This is a genomic window from Streptomyces sp. NPDC127114 (assembly GCF_042677525.1).
Taxonomy (GTDB): domain Bacteria; phylum Actinomycetota; class Actinomycetes; order Streptomycetales; family Streptomycetaceae; genus Streptomyces.
This window is the reverse complement of record NZ_JBHXTJ010000009.1, coordinates 203,708-227,079: the sequence shown is the minus strand read 5'-3', so window position 1 is coordinate 227,079 and position 23,372 is coordinate 203,708. Positions and strand designations below refer to the sequence as shown.

At 72.9% G+C, this 23,372-nt stretch carries 14 protein-coding genes; 5 read left to right on the top strand and 9 right to left on the bottom strand.

Annotated features, from left to right (window positions below):
• Positions 1–87 precede the first annotated feature (87 nt).
• Complete coding sequence (gene secA, locus ACFVGS_RS12885; RefSeq protein WP_384421408.1) at positions 88–2,901, top strand: preprotein translocase subunit SecA; 2,814 nt, start codon at positions 88–90, stop codon at positions 2,899–2,901.
• Between the two features lie 545 nt (positions 2,902–3,446).
• Here the strand turns inward: secA and ACFVGS_RS12880 are convergent.
• On the bottom strand, positions 3,447–3,899 hold the full coding sequence (locus ACFVGS_RS12880) for an Rv3235 family protein (RefSeq protein WP_385692486.1): 453 nt from the start codon (positions 3,897–3,899) through the stop codon (positions 3,447–3,449).
• Between the two features lie 268 nt (positions 3,900–4,167).
• Here ACFVGS_RS12880 and ACFVGS_RS12875 point away from each other — a divergent pair, with 268 nt between their 5' ends.
• Together ACFVGS_RS12875 and ACFVGS_RS12870 are read left to right on the top strand one after the other, a co-directional pair.
• Positions 4,168–4,674 carry a DUF6912 family protein gene (locus tag ACFVGS_RS12875; RefSeq protein ID WP_384421404.1) on the top strand — a complete coding sequence of 169 codons (507 nt, stop codon included), beginning with the start codon at positions 4,168–4,170 and terminating at the stop codon, positions 4,672–4,674.
• 59 nt (positions 4,675–4,733) lie between these two features.
• Complete coding sequence (locus ACFVGS_RS12870; RefSeq protein ID WP_385692485.1) at positions 4,734–5,393, top strand: HAD family hydrolase; 660 nt, start codon at positions 4,734–4,736, stop codon at positions 5,391–5,393.
• A gap of 165 nt (positions 5,394–5,558) precedes the next feature.
• Here ACFVGS_RS12870 and ACFVGS_RS12865 read toward each other — a convergent pair whose 3' ends face one another.
• Positions 5,559–6,116 (bottom strand): DJ-1/PfpI family protein, encoded by a 558-nt coding sequence (locus tag ACFVGS_RS12865; protein ID WP_384421400.1) that lies wholly within the window; start codon positions 6,114–6,116, stop codon positions 5,559–5,561.
• Positions 6,117–6,492: 376 nt separating this feature from the next.
• Between ACFVGS_RS12865 and ACFVGS_RS12860 the strand changes: the two genes are divergently transcribed.
• Positions 6,493–11,454 carry an NAD-glutamate dehydrogenase gene (locus tag ACFVGS_RS12860; RefSeq protein WP_385692484.1) on the top strand — a complete coding sequence of 1,654 codons (4,962 nt, stop codon included), beginning with the start codon at positions 6,493–6,495 and terminating at the stop codon, positions 11,452–11,454.
• Positions 11,455–11,531: 77 nt separating this feature from the next.
• Here ACFVGS_RS12860 and ACFVGS_RS12855 read toward each other — a convergent pair whose 3' ends face one another.
• From ACFVGS_RS12855 to ACFVGS_RS12845, 3 genes are all read right to left on the bottom strand, one after another.
• The gene (locus ACFVGS_RS12855; protein ID WP_385692497.1) at positions 11,532–12,656 is read right to left on the bottom strand and encodes a glycosyltransferase 87 family protein; all 1,125 of its coding nucleotides are present in this window, start codon (positions 12,654–12,656) and stop codon (positions 11,532–11,534) included.
• A 256-nt stretch (positions 12,657–12,912) separates the two neighbouring features.
• Complete coding sequence (locus ACFVGS_RS12850; RefSeq protein WP_385692483.1) at positions 12,913–13,710, bottom strand: ABC transporter ATP-binding protein; 798 nt, start codon at positions 13,708–13,710, stop codon at positions 12,913–12,915.
• On the bottom strand, positions 13,703–14,632 hold the full coding sequence (locus ACFVGS_RS12845) for an ABC transporter permease (RefSeq protein WP_384421394.1): 930 nt from the start codon (positions 14,630–14,632) through the stop codon (positions 13,703–13,705). Before ACFVGS_RS12845 ends, ACFVGS_RS12850 begins: the two co-directional genes overlap by 8 nt.
• Before the next feature lie 131 nt (positions 14,633–14,763).
• On the opposite strand from ACFVGS_RS12845, the gene ACFVGS_RS12840 reads away from it, so the two are divergent.
• Positions 14,764–15,378, top strand: a complete 615-nt coding sequence (locus tag ACFVGS_RS12840; RefSeq protein WP_385692482.1) for a TetR/AcrR family transcriptional regulator — start codon at positions 14,764–14,766, stop codon at positions 15,376–15,378.
• 88 nt (positions 15,379–15,466) lie between these two features.
• Here ACFVGS_RS12840 and ACFVGS_RS12835 read toward each other — a convergent pair whose 3' ends face one another.
• The 4 genes from ACFVGS_RS12835 to ACFVGS_RS12820 form a co-directional block, all read right to left on the bottom strand.
• Positions 15,467–16,378 (bottom strand): carbohydrate ABC transporter permease, encoded by a 912-nt coding sequence (locus ACFVGS_RS12835; RefSeq protein WP_384421390.1) that lies wholly within the window; start codon positions 16,376–16,378, stop codon positions 15,467–15,469.
• Positions 16,375–17,763, bottom strand: a complete 1,389-nt coding sequence (locus tag ACFVGS_RS12830; RefSeq protein ID WP_385692481.1) for a carbohydrate ABC transporter permease — start codon at positions 17,761–17,763, stop codon at positions 16,375–16,377. The genes ACFVGS_RS12835 and ACFVGS_RS12830 overlap by 4 nt, the downstream gene beginning before the upstream one ends.
• 3 nt (positions 17,764–17,766) lie before the next feature.
• Complete coding sequence (locus ACFVGS_RS12825; RefSeq protein ID WP_384421386.1) at positions 17,767–19,128, bottom strand: ABC transporter substrate-binding protein; 1,362 nt, start codon at positions 19,126–19,128, stop codon at positions 17,767–17,769.
• Between the two features lie 223 nt (positions 19,129–19,351).
• Positions 19,352–22,951 carry an FtsK/SpoIIIE domain-containing protein gene (locus ACFVGS_RS12820; protein ID WP_385692480.1) on the bottom strand — a complete coding sequence of 1,200 codons (3,600 nt, stop codon included), beginning with the start codon at positions 22,949–22,951 and terminating at the stop codon, positions 19,352–19,354.
• Between the last annotated feature and the right edge of the window lie 421 nt (positions 22,952–23,372).

Here is a 23,372-nt window from a genome sequence, read left to right as displayed (position 1 = left end):
CGTTGCGGTGGGGACCACCTGCCGTGCCCGCGCCCGAGTCATGACAAGACCCAGTGCCAGGCCCGACCGGCAAGGAGACCAGCCTCAGTGTCCGTCTTCAACAAGCTCATGCGTGCAGGCGAAGGCAAGATCCTGCGCAAACTGCACCGCATCGCGGACCAGGTCAACTCCATCGAAGAGGATTTCGTCAACCTCTCCGACGCCGAGTTGCGGGCGCTCACGGACGAGTACAAGCAGCGGTACGCGGACGGCGAGAGCCTGGACGACCTGCTTCCCGAGGCGTTCGCCACGGTCCGTGAGGCCGCCAAGCGCGTCCTGGGCCAGCGCCACTACGACGTGCAGATCATGGGTGGCGCCGCGCTCCACCTCGGCTACGTGGCCGAGATGAAGACCGGTGAGGGCAAGACCCTCGTCGGCACGCTCCCCGCGTACCTGAACGCGCTGTCCGGCAAGGGCGTGCACCTGATCACGGTGAACGACTACCTGGCCGAGCGCGACTCCGAGATGATGGGCCGGGTCCACCGCTTCCTCGGCCTGACGGTCGGCTGCATCCTCGCCAACATGACGCCGGCCCAGCGCCGCGAGCAGTACGCCTGCGACATCACGTACGGCACGAACAACGAGTTCGGCTTCGACTACCTGCGCGACAACATGGCGTGGTCCAAGGACGAGCTCGTCCAGCGCGGCCACAACTACGCGTGCGTCGACGAGGTCGACTCGATCCTCGTCGACGAGGCCCGTACGCCGCTGATCATCTCCGGCCCGGCCGACCAGGCCACCAAGTGGTACGGCGACTTCGCGAAGCTGGTCACCCGCCTCACCAAGGGCGAGCCCGGCAACCAGCTCAAGGGCATCGAGGAGACCGGCGACTACGAGGTCGACGAGAAGAAGCGCACCGTCGGCATCCACGAGTCCGGCGTCGCCAAGGTCGAGGACTGGCTGGGCATCGACAACCTGTACGAGTCGGTCAACACGCCGCTCGTCGGTTACCTGAACAACGCCATCAAGGCGAAGGAACTGTTCAAGAAGGACAAGGACTACGTCGTCATCGACGGCGAGGTCATGATCGTCGACGAGCACACCGGCCGTATCCTCGCCGGCCGTCGCTACAACGAAGGCATGCACCAGGCCATCGAGGCCAAGGAAGGCGTGCCGATCAAGGACGAGAACCAGACGCTCGCCACGATCACCCTCCAGAACTTCTTCCGCCTCTACGACAAGCTCTCCGGCATGACCGGTACGGCCATGACCGAGGCGGCCGAGTTCCACCAGATCTACAAGCTGGGCGTCGTGCCGATCCCGACGAACAAGCCCATGCAGCGCAAGGACCAGCCGGACCTGATCTACCGGACCGAGGTCGCCAAGTTCGCCGCCGTCGTCGACGACATCGCGGAGAAGCACGAGAAGGGCCAGCCGGTCCTCGTCGGCACCACCTCGGTCGAGAAGTCCGAGTACCTGTCGCAGCAGCTCAGCAAGCGCGGTGTGCCGCACGAGGTGCTCAACGCCAAGCACCACGAGCGCGAGGCCGCGATCGTCGCGCAGGCGGGCCGCAAGGGCGCCGTCACCGTCGCCACGAACATGGCCGGCCGTGGTACGGACATCAAGCTCGGCGGCAACCCCGACGACCTCGCCGAGGCGGAGCTGCGCCAGGCGGGCCTCGACCCGGTCGAGCACGTCGAGGAGTGGGCCGCGGCGCTGCCGGGCGCCCTGGAGCGTGCCGAGAAGGCCGTGAAGGCGGAGTTCGAGGAGGTCAAGGAGCTCGGCGGACTGTACGTCCTGGGCACCGAGCGCCACGAGTCCCGCCGTATCGACAACCAGCTCCGCGGCCGTTCCGGCCGTCAGGGCGACCCCGGCGAGTCCCGCTTCTACCTGTCGCTCGGCGACGACCTGATGCGCCTGTTCAAGGCGGCGATGGTCGAGCGCGTGATGGCGATGGCGAACGTGCCGGACGACGTGCCGATCGAGAACAAGATGGTCACCCGCGCCATCGCCTCCGCGCAGGGCCAGGTCGAGAGCCAGAACTTCGAGACCCGCAAGAACGTCCTGAAGTACGACGAGGTCCTCAACCGGCAGCGCGAGGTCATCTACGGCGAGCGCCGCCGCGTCCTGGAGGGTGAGGACCTGCACGAGCAGATCCGCCACTTCATGGACGACACGATCGACGACTACATCCGCCAGGAGACCGCCGAGGGCTTCGCGGAGGAGTGGGACCTGGACCGGCTGTGGAGCGCGTTCAAGCAGCTCTACCCGGTGAAGGTCACCGTGGAGGAGCTGGAGGACGCGGCGGGCGACCGGGCGGGCATCACCGCCGAGTTCATCGCCGAGTCCATCAAGAACGACATCCACGAGCAGTACGACGCCCGCGAGAAGCAGCTCGGCTCGGACATCATGCGTGAGCTGGAGCGGCGCGTGGTCCTGTCGGTCCTCGACCGCAAGTGGCGTGAGCACCTCTACGAGATGGACTACCTCCAGGAGGGCATCGGCCTGCGCGCGATGGCGCAGAAGGACCCGCTGGTCGAGTACCAGCGCGAGGGCTTCGACATGTTCACCGCGATGATGGAGGGCATCAAGGAGGAGTCCGTCGGCTACCTGTTCAATCTGGAGGTCCAGGTCGAGCAGCAGGTCGAGGAGGTCCCGGTGCAGGACGCGGCCCCGTCCCTGGAGAAGGACGCGGTCCCGGCGGGCGCGAACGGCCGCCCGGAGATCCGCGCGAAGGGCCTCGACGCCCCGCAGCGTCCGGACCGCCTGCACTTCTCCGCGCCGAAGGTCGACGGTGACGGCTCGGTCGTCGAGGGCGACTTCGTCTCCGACGGCGGCGCGGCTGACGCGGGCGACGGCATGACGCGCGCGGAGCGCCGTAAGGCCCAGAAGAACGCGGGCGGCCGCCGCCGCAAGAAGTAACACGCGGAGCGCGCGGAGCGCGCACGCGGAAAGGGGCCGGTTGCTTGGGCGACCGGCCCCTTGTGTGTGAGGGGGCGCCCGGTCCCGCCCTAAGCACGCCGGGCGGGTGCCCCGCCGTCCGGCCGTGGCGTCGATACGGCGTGAGCTTTGCCGGGCGGCCGGGTGGACCGGGGCATTGCTGGGCCCCAGGGCGGCCCCAGCCCGCCCGGCCCGCCCGGCCGCCCGGCCCGCCCGGCCCGCCAGGCCCGCCAGGCCCTCCGAGGCCCGGCCTTTCCGGGCCTCCGGCCCCGGCCCGGCCCGGGCCGGCGCCCGCCCGATTCCGGGTCCCCAGCCCCGCTCCCCGGGCTCTGACTGGCCCCCCTGGCCCCGCCTCGGGTTCGCCGCGGTTCGCGGCCGCGGGCCGAATCGGGGGCCGGCGCGGCTTGCGGGCGGGAGGGCCCAAGAGGGGGCTCCCTTTGCCGGCCGGTCCGTCTTCCGCCCTCTCCAGGCAGGACTCATTCATCCTTCCGGTGGTCCGGAAACCTGCCCCGGGTGCCCCGGTTGCCCTACGGGCGCGACAGGCCCGGTCGCGGGCCCGGCGGGAGGCCGTCGAGTTCTACGGCCGCGCAGCGCCAGCGGTGGTCCGGGCCGCGTTCGAGGCGGAAGGCCATGGCGCGGACCCGGTCGCCCGTGGCGATGGTCGCGAAGGCTTCGACCGCCGCGTCATGCCCCGGCAGGTGGGCCGTGCAGCGGCGCAGGACCGGGCGGGGGCCGGGGGAGCGGAGCGGGGTGGCCGGGGCGAGCTGGACGAGCTGCTCGTACGCCTCGCCGATGGTGTGGCCGAGCATCCAGTGCACCGGCCGCTCCCCGGTCAGGACCGCGAGCAGCCGCTCCGCGAACATGACGTGCGGCGGGAGCAGACGGCGCGGTGCCGCTCCGGCGCGGCCGCGCGGGTGGGTGCCGGCGGGGCCGGACGGGCCGGACGGGCGGCGTGGTGCGGTGCGTGGGTGGGTGGTCATGCGGGTCCCCGTTCGTCGCGTTGAGTCACCGGCTCGTACCAGTCGGTAACTTCCGTCGGGGATCTTGTACGGGGTCGCCCGCCGAACCGGCAAGTGGCGCTCGGTATCCGCAGGGCGCGCAGTGTGATTCACCTATCAGGGGGACGCCGGGGCAGGCCCGAGGATGCGGAGGGCGGGCGACGGGAGCCGTGACGGGCCCGGGCCGGGGTCCCCTGCCGGAGCTCCGCACGTATCCTGAGGGCGTCTCCGACTACGAAAGCGGCCAGCCATGCGCGTGTACGTACCCCTGACCCTTCCCGGTCTCGCACAGGCGCACAAGGCGGGCGAGCTTGGTCCCGGACCGCTCACCGCCTACGCCGTCACCCCCGCCCTGCGCGAGTGGTACGTCTCCGACGACATCGAGGAGCTGGAGTACGCCGCCCTCAACCGCGCCGCCGCCGCCTCGCTCCGCCTGCTCGCGGGTGACCCCGAGGCCGCGCGCCGCCGGGTCGTCGTCGCCGTCGACGTACCCGACAAGGACGCCGTCGTGGACCCCGACCGCGGCCTCGACCCGAGCTCCCTCGGCGAGGTGCGGATCGCCGCCGCCGTGCCGTTGGCGAAGGCCGCGGCCGTGCACGCCGACGCCGACGACGCCGAGGCGGACGTCTCGGCCGCCGCGGACGCGCTCGGCGCGGCGGACCAGGGCGACGACGACGCCCAGTTCGTCGTCGACGGGGCCGAGGACCACGAGCTGCTCTGGTACGGCGTGCAGGAGATCCCCGCGCTGCTCGGCTGAGGTCCGGGCCGGCCGGACCGGGCCGGACCGCACCGTCCCGGCCGGTACCGTGGCTTCCCATGGGGAAGCACGCGAAGCATCTGGTCTGGGACTGGAACGGCACTCTGCTCGACGACATCGGCGCGGTCATCGGCGCCACCAACGCGGCGTTCGCCGAGCTCGGGCTCGAAGCGATCACCCTCGAGCGGTACCGCGAGCTGTACACGGTGCCGGTGCCGAAGTTCTACGAACGCCTGATGGGGCGGCTTCCCACCGAGGAGGAATGGCTCGTCATGGACGACGCCTTCCACCGCCACTACTGGCAGCGGGCCGACGGCTGCGGGCTCACCGTGGGCGCGGCGGAGCTGCTGGCGGCGCGCCGGGCGTCCGGGTCCACGCAGTCGCTGCTCTCGCTGGCGCCGCACGCCGAGCTGATACCGCTCGTGCGGCGGCACGGGATCGCCGAGCACTTCGTCCGGATGGACGGGAGGGTCGGGAACTCCACGGACGGCAAGTCCGGGCACATGGTGCGGCACCTGGCCGCGCTGGAGAACATCCCGGCGGAGCGGATCGTGGTCATCGGCGACGCGGCCGACGACGCGGTGGCGGCGGCCCACGTCGGCGCGAAGGCGGTGCTCTACACCGGCGGCTCCCACAGCCGGGCCTCACTCGAGCGGGTGGGCGTGCCGGTCGTCGACTCGCTCGCCGAGGCGGTCGCCGTCGCGGACGAGCTGGTCTAGGCGGACCTCGAAGGCAGGGTGGGCCGGGCGTAGGGCAGTGCAGGTCAGGGCCGGGCGTAAGCCCCGCCCCGCCGCGTTCTCCGGCGCTGCGGCAAGCCCGGCCGGCCTCGCGCCCCCGGCGCCTCGGCCGACCCGCCGCGTCCCGACCCCCAGCCTCCCCCGCCCCTACGCCTTCGCCTCCCTCAGGACCTTCAGGAACTCCCTCATCCAGCTCGGGTGGTCCGGCCAGGCCCTCGACGAGACCAGGCGGCCGTCGATCACGGCCTCCGTGTCCTGGAAGGTCGCGCCCGCTGCCTGCATGTCGAGTTCGAGGGCCGGGTACGCCGTCACGCGGCGGCCCTCCAGGGAGCCCAGGGCGGCGGTGAGGAGCGGGCCGTGGCAGATCTGGGCGACCGGCTTGTCGGCGTCGAAGAAGGACTTGAGGATCTTGCGGAGTTCCGGGTCGTTGCGCAGGTACTCGGGGGCGCGGCCGCCCGGGATGACGACCGCCACGTACTCGCCGGGGTCGACCTCCGAGAAGGCCAGGTCGGCGGGCCAGGTGTAGCCGGGCTTCTCCGTGTACGTGTCGTAGCCGGGCTCGAAGTCGTGGACCACGAAGCGGAGCTGCTTGCGGGACGGGGCCGCGATGTCGACCTCGTACCCCTCTTCGAGAAGCCGCTGGTACGGGTACAACACCTCCAGCGACTCCGCCGCGTCTCCGGTCACGATCAAGATCTTCGCCATGGCGACTCCCAGATCCGTCAGAACCCTGATGTCGGTGTGTGCCCCGGGGAAACATTCGTCGCTGTCCACAGTGTCAAACTTCCCGCCCCGCTTTTGTACACATAAGGCTCATGACGGCCGGGGGGGCAACAGCGATAGGCTTCTAACGTGATCAGCGCGATACGCCGAGGGGGCAGCGCAGCCCCCGGCTTCCGTCCGGTCCGCAGTGGCGGCCGGACCGAGAGTGCGTACGCCGATTCCCGCCGGGTGGCCGAGAAGCACCCGGTCATCTCTCATCGCGGCATAACGTCTCTTCCGACCGGTACCACCGCGTCGTGGCGTTGTGTCCTTTCTTCCACCGACGTCACGCAACGGCGCGCGACAGGAGTCAGAGGACATGCAGACCAAGCTGGACGAAGCCAAGGCCGAGCTGCTCGATCGGGCCGCCCGGGTAGCTGAGAACAGCCCGGTCGGGGGGCGACTTCCGACAGGGCCGGACAACGGGAAGCGTCCGGACCACGCGACCGTGCTCGACTACCTCCAGCGCTACTACCTGCACACCGCGCCCGAGGACCTCACCGACCGCGATCCCGTGGACGTCTTCGGCGCCGCGCTCTCGCACTACCGGCTGGCGGAGAACCGCCCGCAGGGCACCGCGAACGTCCGCGTCCACACCCCGACGGTGGAGGAGAACGGCTGGACCTGCAGCCACTCCGTCGTCGAGGTCGTCACCGACGACATGCCCTTCCTCGTCGACTCCGTGACGAACGAGCTGTCCCGCCAGGGGCGCGGCATCCACGTCGTCATCCACCCGCAGGTCCTCGTCCGCCGTGACGTGACCGGCAAGCTCATCGAGGTCCTCGCCAAGCAGCTGCCCAAGGACGAGCTGCCGCACGACGCGCTCAACGAGTCGTGGATCCACGTCGAGATCGACCGCGAGACCGACAAGGCCGACCTCAAGCAGATCACCGCCGACCTGCTGCGCGTCCTGTCCGACGTCCGCGAGGCCGTCGAGGACTGGGAGAAGATGCGCGACGCCGCGCTGCGCATCGCCGACGGCCTGGCCGACGAGCCCACCGCCTCCGACCTGCGGCCCACCGAGGTCGAGGAGGCCCGCGAGCTGCTGCGCTGGCTCGCCGACGACCACTTCACCTTCCTCGGCTACCGCGAGTACGAGCTGGTCAACGGTGACGCCCTGGCCGCCGTGCCCGGCACCGGCCTCGGCATCCTGCGCTCCGACCCGCACCACAGCGGCGACGACCACCACGCCCACCCGGTCTCGCCGTCCTTCAGCCGGCTGCCCGCCGACGCCCGGGCCAAGGCGCGCGAGCACAAGCTGCTGATCCTCACGAAGGCCAACAGCCGCGCGACCGTGCACCGGCCCTCGTACCTCGACTACGTCGGCGTCAAGAAGTTCGACGCCGAGGGCAACGTCATCGGCGAGCGCCGGTTCCTCGGACTCTTCTCCTCGGCCGCCTACACCGAGTCCGTGCGCCGCGTCCCCGTCGTCAAGCGCAAGGTCCAGGAGGTCCTCGAGGGCGCCGGCTTCTCGCCGAGCAGCCACGACGGCCGCGACCTGCTCCAGATCCTGGAGACCTACCCGCGCGACGAGCTCTTCCAGACCCCGGTCGACGAGCTGCAGTCCATCGTCACCAGCGTCCTGTACCTCCAGGAGCGGCGGCGCCTGCGGCTCTACCTGCGCCAGGACGAGTACGGCCGCTACTACTCGGCGCTCGTCTACCTGCCGCGCGACCGCTACACCACGCGCGTCCGGCTGCGGATCATCGACCTCCTCAAGGAGGAACTGAACGGCACCAGCGTCGACTTCACGGCCTGGAACACCGAGTCGATCCTCTCCCGGCTGCACTTCGTCATCCGCGTCGAGCCCGGCACCGCGCTCAGCAAGCTGACCGAGGCCGACGTCGACCGCATCGAGTCCCGGCTGGCCGACGCCGCCCGCTCCTGGGCCGACGGCTTCGCCGAGGCGCTCAACGCCGAGCTGGGCGAGGAGCGCGCCGCCGAGCTGCTCCGCCGCTACGGCAACGCCTTCCCCGAGGGCTACAAGGCCGACCACTCGCCGCGCGCCGCCGTCTCCGACCTGTGCCACCTGGAGGCCCTGGCCGGCAGCGGCAAGGACTTCGCGCTCTCCCTCTACGAGCCGGTCGCCTCCGGCACCGGCGAGCGCCGCTTCAAGATCTACAAGACGGGCGAGCAGATCTCGCTGTCCGCCGTGCTCCCGGTCCTCAACCGGCTCGGCGTCGAGGTCACCGACGAGCGCCCGTACGAGCTGCGCTGCGCCGACCGCACCCACGCCTGGATCTACGACTTCGGCCTGCGGATGCCGCTGCCGGCGGGCAACGGCGGCGACTACCTCGGCGACGACGCCCGCGAGCGCTTCCAGGAGGCCTTCTCCGCCACCTGGACCGGCGAGGCCGAGAACGACAACTTCAACTCGCTCGTCCTGTCCGCCGGGCTCACCTGGCGCGAGGCGATGGTGCTGCGCGCCTACGCGAAGTACCTGCGCCAGGCCGGTTCGACGTTCAGCCAGGACTACATGGAGGACACCCTCCGCAACAACGTCCACACCACCCGGCTGCTGGTCAACCTCTTCGAGGCCCGGATGGCCCCGGAGCGCCAGCGCGCCGGCACCGAGCTGATCGACGGCCTCCTGGAGGAGCTGGACGGCGCCCTCGACCAGGTCGCCTCCCTCGACGAGGACCGCATCCTGCGCTCCTTCCTCACCGTCATCAAGGCGACCCTCCGGACCAACTTCTTCCAGAAGACGGCGGACGGCAAGCGGCACCCGTACGTGTCGATGAAGTTCGACCCGCAGGCCATCCCCGACCTGCCGGCCCCGCGCCCCGCCTTCGAGATCTGGGTGTACTCGCCGCGCGTCGAGGGCGTCCACCTGCGCTTCGGCAAGGTCGCCCGAGGCGGTCTGCGCTGGTCCGACCGTCGCGAGGACTTCCGTACCGAGATCCTCGGGCTGGTCAAGGCGCAGATGGTGAAGAACACCGTCATCGTGCCGGTCGGCGCCAAGGGCGGCTTCGTCGCCAAGCAGCTCCCGGACCCGGCGCTCGACCGTGACGCGTGGCTGGCCGAGGGCGTCGCCTCGTACAAGACCTTCATCTCGGCGCTCCTCGACATCACCGACAACCTGGTCGCCGGCGAGGTCGTGCCCCCGGTCGACGTGGTCCGCCACGACGAGGACGACACCTACCTGGTCGTCGCCGCCGACAAGGGCACCGCGACCTTCTCCGACATCGCCAACGGCGTCGCGGAGTCGTACGGCTTCTGGCTGGGCGACGCCTTCGCCTCCGGCGGCTCGGCCGGCTACGACCACAAGGGCATGGGCATCACCGCCCGCGGTGCCTGGGAGTCGGTCAAGCGGCACTTCCGCGAGCTGGGCCACGACACCCAGACCCAGGACTTCACCGTCGTCGGCGTCGGCGACATGTCCGGCGACGTCTTCGGCAACGGCATGCTGCTCTCCGAGCACATCCGGCTCGTCGCGGCCTTCGACCACCGCCACATCTTCATCGACCCGAACCCGGACGCGGCCACCTCGTACGCCGAGCGCCGCCGGCTGTTCGACCTGCCCCGCTCGTCCTGGGCCGACTACAACACCGAGCTCCTCTCGGCCGGCGGCGGCATCCACCCGCGTACCGCCAAGTCGATCCCGGTCAACGCGCAGATGCGCGCGGCCCTCGGCATCGAGGCCGGCGTCACCAAGATGACCCCGGCCGAGCTGATGAAGGCGATCCTGCAGTCGCCCGTCGAGCTGTTGTGGAACGGCGGCATCGGCACGTACGTGAAGTCCTCCGTCGAGTCCCACGCGGACGTCGGCGACAAGGCCAACGACGCCATCCGCGTCGACGGCCAGGACGTCCGCGCCAAGGTCATCGGCGAGGGCGGCAACCTCGGCGCGACCCAGCTGGGCCGCATCGAGTTCGCCCGCTCCGGCGGACCCGAGGGCGAGGGCGGCAAGGTCAACACCGACGCCATCGACAACAGCGCCGGCGTGGACACCTCCGACCACGAGGTCAACATCAAGATCCTGCTCAACGGGCTGGTCGCCGAGGGCGACATGACCGTCAAGCAGCGCAACAAGATCCTCGCCGAGATGACGGACGAGGTCGGCTCGCTCGTGCTGCGCAACAACTACGCGCAGAACACGGCCCTGGCCAACGCCGTCGCCCAGTCGCCGTCCCTGCTCCACGCCCACCAGCGCTTCATGCGCCGCCTGGGCCGCGACGGAGCGCTCGACCGCTCGCTGGAGTTCCTGCCCAACGACCGGCAGATCCGCGAGCTGCTCAACACCGGCCGTGGCCTGAGCCAGCCGGAGCTCGCCGTCCTCCTCGCGTACACCAAGATCACGGTGGCCGACGAGCTGATCGGCACCGACCTGCCGGACGACCCGTACCTGCGCGGGCTGCTCCACGCGTACTTCCCGACGCAGCTGCGCGAGAAGTTCACCGAGGCCGTCGACAACCACCCGCTGCGCCGGGAGATCGTCACGACGGTCCTGGTCAACGACACCGTCAACACCGGTGGCTCGACCTTCCTGCACCGCCTCCGCGAGGAGTCCGGCGCGTCGATCGAGGAGATCGTCCGCGCGCAGACAGCCGCCCGCGCGATCTTCCGCCTGAGCGAGGTCTGGGACGCCGTCGAGTCCCTCGACAACAAGGTCGCGGCCGAGTTCCAGACCCGGATGCGACTGCACTCGCGCCGTCTCGTCGAGCGCGGCACCCGCTGGCTGCTCAACAACCGGCCGCAGCCGCTCCAGATCGGCGAGACCATCGAGTTCTTCGCGGACCGGGTCGAGCAGGTCTGGGAGAAGCTGCCGCAGCTGCTGCGCGGCGCGGACCTGGAGTGGTACCAGTCGATCCTGGACGAGCTGACCGGCGTCGGCGTCCCGGAGGAGCTGGCGCTGCGCGTGGCCGGGTTCTCGTCCGCCTTCCCGACGCTCGACATCGTCGCGATCGCGGACCGCACGGGCAAGGACCCGCTGGCGGTCGCCGAGGTCTACTACGACCTGGCCGACCGGCTGCGGATCACCGACCTGATGGACCGGATCATCGAGCTGCCGCGGGCCGACCGCTGGCAGTCGATGGCCCGCGCGTCCATCCGCGAGGACCTCTTCGCCGCGCACGCCGCGCTCACCTCGGACGTCCTCGCGGCCGGGAACGGCACCTCCACGCCGGAGCAGCGGTTCAAGGCGTGGGAGGAGAAGAACGCCGCGATCCTGGGCCGTGCGCGCACCACTCTGGAGGAGATCCAGGGCTCGGACGCCTTCGACCTGGCGAACCTGTCGGTCGCGATGCGGACGATGCGCACGCTGCTCCGGACGCACAGCTGATCCGTCTGACGGAAAGGGGCGCCCCCGCCGGTACGAACCCGGCGGGGGCGCCCCCTTTTCCTCTGCGAGTGACGCCGCTACGAGGGGACCGTGGACGTCCACAGGCGGCGTGCGGCGAGCACCGCCGCGGCGACGAGGAGCGAGTTGCGCAGCACCATCACGGCGAGGCCCTGCCAGGTGCCGGCGACGACGTCCAGGTAGAGCACCGGGTACGCGAGGGAGCTGAGGGCCGCGGCCGGGAGGAGCAGCAGGGCGACCGGGCGCATGACCGTGCGGCGTGAGGTGAGGCAGACCGCGGCCAGGCCGAGCAGCCAGATCATGTACTGGGGGCTGATCACCCGGCTGGTGACGGTGAACAGCAGGACGGCGGCGAGGGCCGCGTCGAGCGGGGTGGCCTCGGTCCAGCGGCCGGCCCTGATCCGCCAGAACAGCAGCCAGATGAAGGCGGCGGCGGTCAGGAGCAGCGCCAGGTGGCCGATGGTGGAGACGTACGGGCCGACGTACTCGAAGGCGCCGTAGCGGAACTGGGTGGTGCCCGGCCAGATGCCGGCGGCCCTGGCGAGGGCGAGTCCGGTGCCGCCGAGCGATTCGATCTGGACGCCCCGGCTGCCCTGCTGGCGCAGGAAGCCGAGGGGCTCGGCGAAGAGCAGCGCGAGGACGGCCAGCAGGGTCGTGGCGGTGACCACGGCGGCGGTCCAGGCGTCGCGGGTGGTGCGGCCGCGCGGGGTGCCGATCAGGGCGAGCGCGGGCCAGACCTTGACCATGGCGCCGATGCCGGCGAGCGCGCCGCCGATCCGGTGGGCGGCGGCGGAGCGGGAGGCGAGGGCGAGCAGCGCGAGGACGGCCAGTGCGGTGGTCTGCACGTCGTAGCGGGCGAGCGGGATGTGCAGGAGCAGCGGCAGGCCGAGGGCCCAGTACCAGGCGCCGTGGGTGAGCCGGGCGCTGTCGGCGCGGGCGAGCGCGGCGGTGACGGCGGCGTCGGCGAGCAGGGCGAGGAGGACGAAGGCCTGGAAGTAGGTGAGCCAGGGCAGGGCGCCCGGCGACATGATGACCAGGCCCGCGCCGGGCGGGTACTGCCAGGTGACGTCGCCGGGCGGGAAGGTGCCGTGGGCGAACTGGTCGTACCAGTGCCGGTAGAGCCCGTACACCTCGCTGGCGACGCCGCCGATGCCGAGGCTGTCGCGGACCAGGAGCAGCAGCATCCCGGCGCGGGTGAGCACCCAGACGGCGGCGAGGGCGAGGAGCGGCCCGCTGCCGACGGTCACGAAGGTCGCGGAGGTGAAGGTCTCCGACTCGAAGGGCGAGCGCGTGAGGGCGGGCGGCGCCGGCTCGGTGCGGGTGGGGCCGGGTGGCCCTGACCCGGCACCGGCGTGGGCGGCCGCGTGCGGGGGCGGGCCGGTGGTGCGGGTGGGTTCGGGTGAGGGCGGATCGGTCGTCACCCCACCGCACTGTAGTCCGCTATGTCGCCTTTGTTACGGTCTTGGCGGCCGTTCCGGTGACGCCGCCCGTGAAGCGCTCGTACGCCGCCACCACCTCGTCCGCCGGGCCGTCCATCCGCAGCGTGCCGGCCTCCAGCCACAGCGCCCGGTCGCAGGTCTCGGTGATGGTGGAGTTCGAGTGGCTGACCAGGAAGACCGTGCCCGCCTCGGCGCGCAGCTCGTCGATGCGCCGCCGGCTGCGGCGCCGGAAGGGCGCGTCGCCGGTCGCCAGGGCCTCGTCGATGAGCAGGACGTCGTGGCTGCGGGCCGCGGCGATGGAGAAGCGCAGCCGGGCGCCCATGCCGGAGGAGTAGGTGCGCATCGGGCGCGAGATGGCGTCCTCGTCCTTGTCGTTGATGCCGGAGAACTCGACGATGCCGGCGTAGCGGGCGGCGATCTCCTTGCGGCTCATGCCCATCGCGAGCCCGCCGAGGATGACGTTCCGTTCGCCGGTCAGGTCACCCATCAGGGCCGCGTTGACCCCGAGCAGGGCCGGACGGCCGCGGGTGTAGATCCGGCCGCCGCTGGTGGGCAGCAGGCCCGCGACGGCCTTGAGGAGGGTGGACTTGCCCGAGCCGTTCGAACCGATCAGGCCGATCGCCTCGCCCCGGTACGCGGCGAAGCTGACGCCCCTGACCGCGTGGACGCTCCGGGAGCGGCCACGCTCGGTGTAGGTGACGTGGACGCCGTCGGCGACGACGGTGGGTTCGCGGTCGTGGGGATCGCGGCAGTCCCGGCGCTCCCGGGGGCCCTGGTTCGTGTGTGCGTGGTCAGCCACGGCCGTAGGTCTCCTCCGCCTTCCAGAAGTAGATGAAGCCGCCGGCGAAGGCGAGCAGTGCCCAGCCGGTGGCGAGCGCCCACACGTGCGGCGGGAGCCGGTCGCCGGTGAAGCTCTCGACGAGCGCGAAGCGCATCAGGTCGATGTAGACGGCGGCGGGGTTGGCCTGCAGCGCCAGGACCACCCCGTGCGGCAGGTCGCGGCCCCGGGTGAGATGGGCGATGGACCACATGACCCCGGAGGCGTACATCCAGGTGCGCAGCACGAACGGCATCAGCTGCGAGATGTCCGGCGTACGGGCCGCCAGCCGGGCCGTCACCAGCGCGAGGCCGGTGCTGAACAGGGTCTGGAGCGCCAGCGCGGGGACGGCCAGGAGCCAGCTCGGCCGCGGGAACTCACCGAAGCAGAAGAGGATCACGACCAGCGCGCCGAGCGAGAAGACCAGCTGCTGGAGCTGCTGGAGCGCGAGCGCGATCGGCAGGCTCGCGCGCGGGAAGTGCAGGGCGCGGACCAGTCCCAGATTGCCGCTGATGGCGCGGGTGCCGGTCATGATCGTCTGTGAGGTGAAGGTCCACACGAAGACGCCCGTGAGCAGGAACGGGACGTAGTCCGGGACTCCCCGCTGGACGTCCATCAGGACGCCGAAGATCACGTAGTAGACGGCCGCGTTGAGCAGCGGCGTCACCACCTGCCAGAGCTGGCCGAGCCGCGCGCGGCTGTACTGCGCCGTCAGCTTGGCCGTGGCGAACGCGGTGACGAAGTCCCGGCGGGACCACAGCTGCCGTACGTACGCGGGGAGCGAGGGGCGGGCGCCGCTCACGGTGAGTCCGTGGCGCAGCGCGAGGGCGCGCAGCTCCTCGGAGGAGGGCGGGGCCGGGGGAGCGGGCGCGGTGCGCGCGAGGGTGTCGCTGTGGGTGGTCACGTCACGTGGTTCGCTTTCGATGGAACGGGTCCGTATCGTCGCTACGTGGAGAGTAGGACGGCTCTACGTCGGAACGCAACCGTTCCGTCGTTCCGTGAGCCCGCGCGTAACCGCTGGTTAAGATCCTGTGCATGACGACACCTGACGGAAGCCCGCGAAGCCCTCGCCGCGCCCCCGCGGGAGCCGCCGTGCTCCGGGAGGACGTCACCGAGGCCATCCGCGCCGCCGTCTTCGAGGAACTGGCCGCGGTCGGCTTCGCCCGGATGTCCATCGAAGGCATCGCCCGCCGGGCCGGAGTCGGCAAGACCGCCGTCTACCGCCGGTGGAAGTCGAAGCTGTCGCTGGTCCTCGACCTCGTCGGCGCCCTCGCCGTCCAGGGCCTGCCCACCCCGGCCACCGGCTCCCTGCTCGGCGACGTCCGCGCCCTCCTGGAGGTCGCCGCCCACGCCCTGCGTCACCCGGTGGCCTCGCAGGTCATCCCCGACCTGCTCGTCGAGGCCGCCCGGCACCCCGAGATCGCCGACACCCTGAAGGCCGCCCTGCTCGACCCGCAGCAGGGCGTCGTGGCCCAGGTGGTGCGCGGCGCCGTCGAGCGCGGCGAACTGCCCGGGGACGCCGACCCCGACCGGGCCCTGGACCTCGTCGTCGGCCCGCTCTACTGGCGGCTCGTGGTCGTGCGCACCGAGCTGCCGGAGGGCTACCTCGACGACCTGGCGCGCTCGGCGGTCGCCGCGCTCACGGCGTGACGCTCCTCAGGGCGGCGGCGGCCGCGCTCACGGCGTAACCCCTCAGGCGGTCCTCGCCCTGCCTCGCGCAAGGCCCCTCAGGGCGCCGTCACTTCACGGCGCCCGCCATCACACCGGACACGAACTGCCGCTGGAACGCGAAGAAGACGAGCAGCGGGATCACCATCGACACGAACGCGCCCGGCGCGAGCACGTCGACGTTGTTGCCGAACTGCCGCACCTGCTGCTGGAGCGCCACCGTGATCGGCGGCGACTGGGCGTCCGCGAAGATCAGCGCCACCAGCATGTCGTTCCACACCCACAGGAACTGGAAGATGCCGAGCGAGGCCACCGCCGGACCGCCCAGCGGCAGCACCACCCGGGTGAACAGCCGGATCTCGCCGGCCCCGTCGAGCCGGGCCGCCTCCAGGAGTTCGCGCGGGATCTCCGCGAAGAAGTTCCGCAGCAGGAAGATCGCGAACGGCAGGCCGAAGGCCGTGTGGAACAGCACCACGCCCAGCGTCGTCTCGAAGATCCCGACCGCGCCGAACAGCTTCGACACGGGCACGAGCGCCACCTGCACCGGCACCACGAGCAGGGCGACGACCAGCAGGAACCACCAGTCCCGGCCCGGGAAGTCCAGCCACGCGAAGGCGTAGCCGGCGAAGGCGCCGATCACGATCACCAGGAGCGTGGCCGGGACGGTGATCAGGACCGTGGACACGAGGGAGCCGGTGATCGCGTCGTTCGCGAGCAGATCACGGTAGTTCTCGGTGGTCAGCTGCGCCGGCGCGGTGAAGACCTGCCACCAGCCGCTGGAGGCGATGTCGGAGGGCGAGCGCAGCGAGGACAGCAGCAGCCCGACCGTCGGCATCAGCCAGAACAGCGCGACGAGGACGAGGAAGACCCGCATCGCGCCCGAGGCGGCCCGCGAGGCCAGGCGGGCGGCCGTTCGCGAGGTCGTCCGGGCGGCGGGCCGGGCCGCGGTCCCGCCGGCCGCGCGTGAGGCGAAGGACGTCACCTGCGGTTCTCCCTTCGCATACGGCGGATGTTGACGGCCATCACCGGCAGGACGAGCAGCAGGAGCAGCACGGCGATCGCCGAGCCCACCCCGAGGTCCGCGTCCGTGCCGAACGACGAGCGGTACAGCTGGAGCGCGAGCACGTTCGCGTCGTCCTGCGCCGAGCCCGGCGCGATGATGAAGACCAGGTCGAAGACCTTGAGGACATTGATCATCAGGGTGACGAGGACGACGCCGAGGACCGGCGCGAGCAGCGGCACCGTGATCCGGCGGAACACCTGCCACTCGTTCGCGCCGTCGACCCGGGCCGCCTCCAGGACGTCGCGCGGCAGGCCCGCGAGCCCGGCGGCGATCAGCACCATCGCGAACCCGGCCCACATCCACACGTAACTGCCGATGATCGCCGGGGTGACGAGGTTCGGGCCGAGCCACGCGACGCCGTTGTACTGCTCGCGGAAGTTGCTCGCGGGCAGCCGCAGCACCGCGCCGTCGGCGGCGGCCGGCAGGGTGAAGCTGCCGTCGGCGGCGGCCGACGCCCGGGCCACCACCCGGCCGTCCTTCACGGCCTCGATGCGCAGCCCCTTGAGGCCGAGCTCCTTCGGGTCGACGGCGTTCGGCTTCCCGCCGCCGCCCCGGGTGAAGTCCAGCCACGCCGTGCCGGAGATCCCGCCGCCGTCGCCCGAGGCGGCGGGGGTACGGGCCGGGCGGGCGTCCTCGGGCATCCGCGCCGGCGGCACGCCGATCAGCGGCAGCGCGACCGGCTCCCCGGCGCGCACCGGCGACTTGGTGACGTACGCCCCGCCGCCCGCCGCCTTCAGCGGGTGCACCGGCAGCGGCCTGGCGCGCGGGAAGCCCGACGACTCGGCGAAGGTGTCGTGCACCCCGACCCACACGGCGTTGGCCACGCCGCGGTCCGGGTCCTGCTCGTAGACCAGCCTGAAGATGATCCCCGCGGCGAGCATGGAGATCGCCATCGGCATGAAGACGACCAGCTTGAACGCCGTTCCCCAGCGCACCCGTTCGGTGAGCACCGCGAAGATCAGCCCGAGGGCCGTCGCCACGGCCGGGGCGACGACCACCCAGACCAGGTTGTTGCGGACGGCGGTGCGGATGGTGTCGTCCGTGAACAGCGTGACGTAGTTGTCCAGGCCCGCGAAGGAGTCCCCGGACCGGTCGAAGAAGGAGCGCTGGACCGAGTACCCGATGGGATAGACGACGAGCGCGCCGAGCAGGAGGAGGGCGGGGAGCAGGAACGCCGCGGCCGTGACGGTCCTGCGGTGACGGGTACGCGTGCCGCTGCGGACGCCGGCGGCGGGGGCCGGCCCGGGCGGCCGGCCGGATCCGTCGCCGACGTCGGTGCGGGTGGTGCTGGGTGCGCCGGCCACCGGTCAGCCCTTGTACGCCTTGGCCGCCTCGGCCTCCAGCCTGGCCTGCGTGCCCGCCACGTCCTTGGGGTTCTTCAGGAAGTCCTGGAGCGCCTTCCACTCGCCCTTCCCGGGCGTCCCGCCGAACGACTGCGGCATCTGGTCCGACATGTCGAAGCGGAAGGCGTCACCCGCGCCGATCAGCGACGTGGCGATCTTCCGCTGGACCTCGTTCGGGTACGCGGCCGGGTCGAGCGCCTTGTTCGGCGACAGGAAGCCGCCCTCGGCCGCCCAGATCCGCGCCGCGTCCGGCGAGGCGAGGAAGGTCAGCAGCGCCTGCGCGCCCTTGGTGTCCTTCAGCGCCACGGCCGCGTCGCCGCCGGTCACCACGGGCGGCTGGGCGCCGTCGCCGACGGCGGGGAACGGGAACACCTTCGCGTCCGTACCGATCTTCGCGCCGGTCTCCGCGATGTTCACCGCCGAGAAGTCACCCTCGAAGACCATCGCCGCCTTCGCCTGGTCGCCGCCCGTGAAGGTCTGCGTCACGGAGACGGGGAACTCGGTCTGCAGCGCGCCGTTCGTGCCGCCCGCGAGGAGGTTCGGCTTGCCGAACAGCTCGCCGAGGGTGGTGAGCGCCTGGGCGACGGACGGGTCCGTCCACTTGAGGGTGTGCTTGGCCAGCTGGTCGTACTTCTCCGGACCCGCCTGGGAGAGGTAGACGTTCTCGAACCAGTCGGTGAGCGTCCAGCCGTCCGCGCCGCCGACCGACACCGGCGTGACGCCCGAGGCGGAGATCGTCTCGGCGGTGGCGAGGAAATCCTTCCAGGACTTCGGCTCGGTCGCGCCCGCGTTGTCGAACGCGGCCGCGTTGTACCAGACGAGGGACTTGTTGGCCGCCTTGAAGTAGACGCCGTACGACGTGCCGTCGACCGCGCCGAGGTCCTGCCAGCCCTTCGAGTAGTTCTTCGCGAGCTGGGCCTTCGCCTCCGGGCCGAGCGGCTTGAGCCACTTCTGGGCGGCGGCCTGCTGGATCGCGCCCACCTGCGGCAGCATCGCCACGTCCGGCGGCGAGCCGCCCGCGATCTTCGTGCCGAGGAAGTTCACGATCGGGTCCTGGGCGGGCACGAAGGTGACGGTCGCGCCCGTGCGCTTCTCGAACTCCTTAAGGACCTTGGTGAAGTTCGCCTGTTCGGGGCCCGTCCAGACGGCGGCGACCTCGACCTTCTCACCCTTGAGGGAGGGCAGCGCGACGCCTGGCGCGCCGCCCGGGGCCGAGGTGCCGGGCGCGGTGCCGTCGCCACCGCCGCCGTCACCACCGCAGCCCGTGGCGGCGAGCACGGCGACCGCCGCCACGACACCGAGTCGAAGAGTTCTGCCGTTACGCATCCGAGCCCCGCCTCTCCCGCGTCTTCCGGTCCCGTGCGCTCAGGTCTACGCCGGGTGCCGGAGGGCCGCAATACCGCCTTCCGTGTCAAGTGGGCATTCGTGATGCGCTCGTGACGTCGGGTCAAGCGCGGATCGAGGCGGGGTCCGCCGGTGTGCGAGCCACCGACCTAGGCCGTCTCTTCCGGATCTTGCCGGGCTCCCGGCGTGATCCGAAAGAAGCGGCCTAGGCGTGCGTGGGTGAGACCAGCGGCGGTATCGGAGTGGCCTCCACGGACCGCGCGGCCCGGTCCAGGGCGCTGGCTAGCAGGGCCAGGTCCGTCGGGCCGTTGCCCAGCTCGCGCACCGGGCGGCGGGCCGGCGGGTCGCCCATCCGCTCCCACTCCAGCGGGACGACGGTCGGGCGCAGCGTCGCCGTGCGCGGGATGCGCCCGGTGACCCGGCCCGTCTGGAACGGCGTGACCCGGCCGTCCGGGTGACCGAGGCGGCCCCGGCCCGGCTGCGGCTCGTCCGGGCCGGGCGCGGCGGGCGGCGGCGCGTCGAGCACGATCCGCAGCCGGGCGCCGTGCGCCAGCTCCGTGTCCGCCGTGCGGTCCGGGCGCGCCGAGGCGGCGATCAGATGCACCCCGAGCCGCGCCCCGTTCCGCGCGACCGCCTCGAGCGCGCGCACCACCGAACCGGCCGCCGGCCGGCCGGGCGCGCCGAGCGCGGGCGCGACCAGCGCGTCGAAGTCGTCCACGAGCACCACGAGCCGCGGCAGCGCGCCCGCGCCCTCGGCCGCCGGCCCGCTGCGCACCGGGTCGGTGCGGCTGCTCGGCGCGTCGCCCAGGGTCCCGTCGGCGGTCAGCCGCAGGGTGCGGCTGCTGGGCCGGTCGCCGAGCAGGTCGGAGCCGGGCGGCGGTGTGCGGTACGGGGCGGTGTCGGCCTGCTGGTCGTACACCTCGCGCGGGCGCGCGGTCCGGCCGCTCGCCGTGTCGCCGAGCGGCAGCGCGCCGGTGCGGTGGGTGCGGCCGCCGGGCGTGTCGCCGACCGCGCCGTCCGGCGCCACGCGCAGGGTGCGGCCGCTGGCCCGGTCGCCGAGGAGGTCCGAGCCGGGGGGCGGCGTGCGCTCGCCCAGGAGGTCCGAGCCCGGGGGCGGCGTGCGCTCGCCCGCCTGGCCCGGGCCGCTTCCGTTGCCCGTCCCGGTGCCGGTGCCGGTGGCGCGGCCGTGGGGGTGGCCGCCGGCGGTGTCCGTCGGGTCCGCCGCCGAGCGGGCGTCCGGGATCCGGGCGTCCGGGATCCGGGCGGAGGCGCGGCCGGCGGCCGGCACGGATTCGGCCGGGCTCGCGGAGCGCTGGCCGATCAGCCGGGTCGAGCGGCGGTCGGCGAAGTGGGTGTCGCCGAGGAGCTCGGCGCGGCGCTTCAGCTCCGCGCCCAGAGCCTGCGCGAACTCCCGCATCCGCACCGGGTCGGAGGCCACCAGGTGCTCGGTCGCGTGCGGCAGCTCCGTACAGGCCGCGAGGCCCTCGCCGCGCTCGCCGCCCGCGCCGTCGACCAGGAGCAGGCCGAGCCGGTCGGGGCGGGCCCCGGCGGCCAGCGAGGCGGCGATCGACCGCAGCAGCTCCGTACGGCCGCTGCCCGCCGGGCCCTCGATGAGCAGGTGCGGGCCCTCCTGCGTGAGGTCCACGGCGACCGGGCCGCGCGGGCCCGCGCCCAGGACCGCGGTGCCGTCCGCGGCGGAGGCCCAGCGCGCCATGAGGGACGCGGGAGTGGCCCGGGCCAGGCCGAGCTCGTCCAGGAGCCGGGCGGACGGCGGCAGCGCGGCGGCCGTCCGGCCCTGCCCGGTACCCCCGGCCGTCTCCGTACGCAGCGGGGCCAGGGCCCGGCCGAAGCGCTCCGCCCAGGCGACGGACACGGCGTCGACGACGCCGACCGTGCCGTGCCCCGCGGCCCGGCCGCCGGCCGTCCGCAGCAGCCGCAGCGCGGTCGCCACGTCGCCGCTGAGCAGTGCCGCCGCCCCGCACTCGCGGAAGGCGAGGGAAGCCGCGCAGGCCGACTCGTAGGTCGCGGCGACGGGCGAGGCCGGTGAGGCGGCGGGCGCCTCGGCGAGGCAGAGCAGGTGGATGCCGGAGGCCGGTCCGGCCCCGGCGAGCCGCGCCGCCGTCTCGCGCAGCGCGGCGGTGCCCGGGTCGCCGTCGACGATCACCACGGTCGCGGGTCCCTCGTGGCGCGCGGCGGCCTTGGCGACGGCCGTCCGGTCGGCGCTGGGCCAGCCGGGGCCGAGCGGGCCGTCGTCGAGGCGCCGGGTGAGCTCGGTGAACCGCGCGTGGGCCTGGTCCCGGTCGTAGGCGAGGAGCAGCCGGCAGTCCTGGCCGTGCGCGGGCCGCGTGTGGGGGAGCCAGCCGAGCCAGGCCCAGGACCGGCGCCGCTCGTCGAGCGGCCGGTTCCGGTCGGCGCTGACCAGGACGATCTCCAGGTCGCCGGGGGCGTGCAGGGCGGCGAGCTGGGCCACGACGGAGCGGGCGAGCCCGGCGAGCCGCGGCGCGGGTCCGGCGAGGCCGAGCGAGCCCACCTCGCGCAGTCCCACGGTGACGGGCACCCCGGACAGCTCGGCGCGGTCCGTCGTGCCGAGCCGGACGACCAGGGCCTCGGGGTGGCCCGGGGGCCGCTCCCACAGGCGCGGGCCGGGGCCGAGGGCGGTGAGCAGCACGGCGGCGGGATCCGGCCAGGTGTCGGGCGGGGTGCCGGCGCCGCTGCCGGGCGCGGAGCCCGGGCGGGCGCCGGCGAACGCGGGCACGGGAGTCACGCCGTACTCGCCGTCCCCGGCGTCGTCCCGGCCGCCCGCGAGCCGCCGGGCCCAGGCGCCGAGCCCGCGCCGCCGGGTCTGCCGGGTCCTGCTGTGGGACTCGATCTCACCCTCGGGTTCGGCGGGCTCCTCCGCGCGCGCGTGCCCGTGTCCGGCGTCGGAGCCGGTGCCGGGGTCGGAGGCCGGGGCGGTGCCGAGGCCGGGGGAGGCCAGGCCGTCGGTCCGGCCGGGCGCCCGCTCCTGCCCGTACACCCTGCCCTGTCCGTGGGTGGCGTCCTGGCTGCCCGGTCCCGCCTCCGCGCCGTACGGCGGGGAGTACGCGCCGGGAGCGGGGCCCGTCCCGGCCGGGGAGGCGGTGCCGGGGGCGGCGTCCTCGGTGAGGGTCACCCGCAGGTGGCCCTCACCGTCCGGCGCGGTCGCGAGGGCCGTCTCCGGACCGCCGGGACCGCCGGGACCGCCCGGGCCGGTCAGGCGCAGGGCGGACTCGCCGACCCGCAGGGTGCCGCCGGGCGGGAAGCGGACGGGGCGCGGGCCGACCGCGGTGCCGTCGAGCGTCGTGCCGTTCGTGGAGCCCTCGTCGGTGACCGTGACCCGGCCGTCGGGGCCGACCGTCACCGTGCAGTGCGCACGGGAGACGTCCGGGTCGTCGAGCGGCACGTCCGCGTCCACAGAACGGCCGATTCTGATCGCTCCGCCGTGCAGCAGATGCACACCGCCGGCGTCCGGTCCCGACACCACGTGGAGCCGGGCCGGGGCGCCCTCGCCTATGGCGTCGTCCGGGCCCGGCACCTGGAGAGAGAGCACGGCCCCGTCGACCAGCGGGGGCTCGCCGAGCAGACGGCGGCGGCTGTCGAGCCGCTCCCCGCCCGCGTACAGCACGGTGGTCCCGGAGGAGGAGGTGTCGGGGCCGGAGACGGCCGCGGCGAGCGAGGAGGCCACGGCGGCCAGCTCGGTCCCCGCGGGCGCGGTGACGAGCACGTCGCAGGCGCGCCCGGCGCCGTGGCCGGCGTGCGGCGCGAGGACGGTCAGCCGGATCTGCATCGCCGTCAGCGGTCCCTTCTGCGCGGCGCACCGGGCAGGGGACCGGACCACTGGCTCCCCCCGCCCCGTACGGACGCGTCGTCCGGTACAGGTCGGCACGGCGCGGGGCTCCCGACCCCGACACGACGTGCTGCAGGCATCCTCGCACCTGCCACTGACAACCCGCCCCCGGGTCGCCCGGAAGTGATCTTGTTCGGTCGCGCATGGACGCTATTTCGCCTGGTTGCGTACGTCTCGCCGTCCTTCCCGCAACCCGGGCCCTGTGCAGGGCGTCTCTTTTCCGGACACGTACGGCGTGGGAATCGGCCATCCCGTGGACGGTCGATGACCCGTTCGGCGGCACTAAAGTGGGTCGGACACCCGGACGGGTCACAGAACACACAGGGACTCCGGGGAGACTTCGACGCACCACCCCGGGAAC

Excerpts from the sequence above, each read along its gene's own strand:
- ACFVGS_RS12825 (WP_384421386.1), bottom strand. The coding sequence starts at position 19,128 with ATGCGTAACGGCAGAACTCTTCGACTCGGTGTCGTGGCGGCGGTCGCC.
- ACFVGS_RS12820 (WP_385692480.1), bottom strand. The coding sequence starts at position 22,951 with ATGCAGATCCGGCTGACCGTCCTCGCGCCGCACGCCGGCCACGGCGCC.
- ACFVGS_RS12840 (WP_385692482.1), top strand. The coding sequence starts at position 14,764 with ATGACGACACCTGACGGAAGCCCGCGAAGCCCTCGCCGCGCCCCCGCG.
- ACFVGS_RS12865 (WP_384421400.1), bottom strand. The coding sequence starts at position 6,116 with ATGGCGAAGATCTTGATCGTGACCGGAGACGCGGCGGAGTCGCTGGAG.
- ACFVGS_RS12880 (WP_385692486.1), bottom strand. The coding sequence starts at position 3,899 with ATGACCACCCACCCACGCACCGCACCACGCCGCCCGTCCGGCCCGTCC.
- ACFVGS_RS12870 (WP_385692485.1), top strand. The coding sequence starts at position 4,734 with ATGGGGAAGCACGCGAAGCATCTGGTCTGGGACTGGAACGGCACTCTG.
- ACFVGS_RS12875 (WP_384421404.1), top strand. The coding sequence starts at position 4,168 with ATGCGCGTGTACGTACCCCTGACCCTTCCCGGTCTCGCACAGGCGCAC.
- ACFVGS_RS12860 (WP_385692484.1), top strand. The coding sequence starts at position 6,493 with ATGCAGACCAAGCTGGACGAAGCCAAGGCCGAGCTGCTCGATCGGGCC.
- ACFVGS_RS12855 (WP_385692497.1), bottom strand. The coding sequence starts at position 12,656 with ATGCTGCTGCTCCTGGTCCGCGACAGCCTCGGCATCGGCGGCGTCGCC.